General features: G+C 69.1%; 3 protein-coding genes. All 3 read right to left on the bottom strand.

Features of this window, described 5'->3' with window-relative positions:
* Positions 1 to 96: 96 nt before the first annotated feature.
* Positions 97 to 792, bottom strand: a complete 696-nt coding sequence (locus ACIKT0_RS16015; protein WP_407106352.1) for a flagellar motor protein MotB — start codon at positions 790 to 792, stop codon at positions 97 to 99.
* Entirely contained in the window at positions 792 to 1,562 is a 771-nt protein-coding gene (locus ACIKT0_RS16020; RefSeq protein WP_407106354.1) for a motility protein A, read from the bottom strand. The genes ACIKT0_RS16015 and ACIKT0_RS16020 overlap by 1 nt, the downstream gene beginning before the upstream one ends.
* A gap of 117 nt (positions 1,563 to 1,679) precedes the next feature.
* The gene (locus ACIKT0_RS16025; protein ID WP_407106356.1) at positions 1,680 to 2,723 is read right to left on the bottom strand and encodes a KpsF/GutQ family sugar-phosphate isomerase; all 1,044 of its coding nucleotides are present in this window, start codon (positions 2,721 to 2,723) and stop codon (positions 1,680 to 1,682) included.
* Positions 2,724 to 3,039: the final 316 nt, after the last annotated feature.

Raw genomic sequence — 3,039 nt, forward strand, 5'->3', positions numbered from 1 at the left:
TTGCACTGCAATCTCGCCACGATGACTTGTCGTTAGTGATCGATAGAAGAACTGGCCACAGCGGCAGCATGTGGCCATAGACCTCCGCGACGCGGTCTACCATGGGCGCGCCGGCCGAGCCTTCGAAGCGCTCGAGCGCGCCGACGCTCCAGTGCTCCTGGAACACCTCGACGAAAGCCGCCAGGCGTCGGTGTTCGCGCCCTCGGACACGCCCGAAGCGGTGTGGCCCGTGACGGAGATCGGGTAGTTCAGCGCCCGGAGCGAGGGCGCCAGCGCCGCGAGAGCGTCCACGACGCGCTGCGAGGGCGCGGCCGATCCGGCCGGGAACATCGAGCGGCCGTCCTGGTCGACGATCGCGATCGAGACCCCGTCCGGGGTGTCCTCCACCACGATCTGGTTCGAGACGTCGGCGATTTCGGGCATCGAGCGCAGCGCCTGGCGCAGCGTCGCGGCGGCGCGGGCGAAGCCGCGCGCGGCCGGCTCGGTGTCGCGCCGGTCGGGCGAAAGGGGGCCGGCGAGATCGGAGGTCTCCTCCGGGGTGCGGGCCGTGTTGTTGAGCAGTTCGGTGCGGGCCGGCGATCCGGCGATGTCGATCACGCCGTCGGCGATGACCTGTTTCTGCGAGCCGAAGGCCTCGCGCATCGAGCCCGCGACGATCGCCATCTTCTTCTTGTCCTGCGACGAGAACGCCACCAGGACCACGAAGAACGCCATCAGCAGAGCCATCAGGTCGGCGAAGGTGACGAACCAGCCGTGCCCGCCGCCGTGCGCGTCATGCTTCTTGCGCGCCATCAGGCGGCCGCTTCGAGCAGATCTGCGCGATGCTTCTCGGGCAGGTAGGCGAGCAGCATCTCCTTGATCACGGCTGGGCTCTTGGACGCCCTGAGCTGCAGCACGCCGTCGATGACCAGCGTCTGGTTGAGCTCGTCATGGGCGAACTTGATGGTCAGCTTGTCGGCGATCGGCAGGAAGAAGAAGTTCGCCACCACCGCGCCGTACAGCGTCGCGAGCAGCGCGATCGCCATGAAGGTGCCGAGCTTCGAGGGATCGGACATCTCGGCGAACATCTGCACCATGCCGATCAGCGTGCCGATCATGCCGAAGGCCGGAGCGCAGTCGCCGATCCCGCGAAAGACCTTCGAGGCCATTTCGAGCCGGTGCAGGTTGAGGTCGCGCTCGCGCTCCAGCGTCTCGCGGATGAAGTTCTCGTCGAAGCCGTCCGCGACGTAGCGCACGCCCTTGGCGAGGAAGGCGTCGCGCGGGCTGGCCTTGTCGAGGCCGACCGGCCCGGACTTGCGCACGATCGCGGCCATCTCGGCGATCTCGGAAATCAGGTCGCGCGGATTGCTGTGCGCGCCCTTGATCACGGTTTTGAACGCAGTCGGGAAGGCTGACAGGATCGCCGACAGCTCGAACCGGATGAAGGTCGCCGCGAAGGCGCCGCCGAAGATCACGAGCACGGCGTGCTCGGAATAGTAGCGCTCGAGCCCGCCGCCCTCGTGGATCAGGAACCCCAGGACGCCCGCCCCGAAGACGAAGCCGATGATGGTGGCGAAATCCATGCCCGTCCCTCAGGCGCGCCGGAGCGGCGGCGACGCGGGCATGGTGAAGAGTTAGGGTTAAGGCCCTTTTAAAGAGGTGTAAGGCGCCGCAGGAACGTGAGCCGGCTTGGCTCGGCCTCAGGCGAGGCCGAGCTTCAGCAGGTCGTGGATGTGCACCAGGCCCGCCGGCCTGCCGTCGTCCACGACGAACAGCGCGGTGATCGCGCGGCTCTGCAGCTCGCTGAGCGCGCTCGCCGCGAGGTCATCGGGGGCGATCACGCGGGGCGCGTGCGTCATCACGGTCTCGACGCGCTTCGCCGTCAGGTCCGGCCCCATGTGACGGCGCAGGTCGCCGTCGGTCACGATCCCGACCAGCGCGCCCGCCGGATCGACGACGCCGACGCAGCCGAAGCTCTTGGTCGTCATCACGATCAGCGCCTCGGACATCGGCGTGCCCTCGGCCACCAGGGGCACGGCGTCGCCGGAATGCATGACGTCGCGCACGAAGGTGAGCACCGCGCCGAGCTTGCCGCCCGGGTGGAAGCGCTTGAAATCGCCCGGCGTGAACTCGCGGCTTTCGAGCAGCGCGACCGCGAGCGCGTCGCCGAGCGCGAGCTGCATCGTGGTCGAGGTCGTGGGCGCAAGCCCGTTCGGGCAGGCCTCGCCGACGCGCGGAAGCACGAGCGCGACGTCGGCCGCGCGGGCGAGCGCGCTGTGGGCGTTCGAGGTGATCGCCACCACGGGCACCCGGAAGCGGGACGAATACTGGACGATGTCGCGCAGTTCGGCGGTCTCGCCGGACCAGGACAGCGCCAGCACGACGTCGTCCGGCGTGATCATGCCGAGGTCGCCATGGCTCGCCTCCGCCGGATGCACGAAGAAGGCGGGCGTGCCGGTCGAGGCCAGCGTCGCGGCGATCTTGCGCCCGATATGGCCGCTCTTGCCCATCCCGCTGACGATCGTGCGGCCGCGGGCCGAGGCGATCTTCTCGACCGCCGCCGCGAACGGGCCGCCAAGCTCTTCGCGCAGCGCGCGCCCCAGCCGCTCGAGACCGGCCGCTTCGATGTCGATGGTGCGCGTCGCCGACGCCACGGCGGCGGCCTGCACGGCTGCGGCGTCGACAGCGCTTCCGGCGACCCCGGGGGCGGGGATGGGAGACGAGGAAAGAAGCGGTTGAACCATTCGGGACGCGGACTCCGGCGAACGCACTGCGAAACCTCGAAACTAGCACTTTTGATCCCGCCGCGCAGCGAAGGCGCGGCGGCCGGGAGGCAAGGCTTTGTTAACCACGGCTGTTTCATCCTCGTTAACCATGCCGGGGCGCGCGGCGCCATGTTCCTTCGCGGCCAAAGGAAGCGATGTTCCGTCGCCGGGCGATCTATGTCGGCCTCCTGATCGGCGGGGCGCTCGTCGCGTGCGGCGGCGCCCCGTCGGGGTCGTAGACCTTGGTGACGTTGCGGATGCTGATGGCGCCTTTGGAAGCCGGGGCGCCGGCCGG

Source organism: Hansschlegelia beijingensis (assembly GCF_045505405.1).
Classification (GTDB): domain Bacteria; phylum Pseudomonadota; class Alphaproteobacteria; order Rhizobiales; family Methylopilaceae; genus Methylopila; species Methylopila beijingensis_A.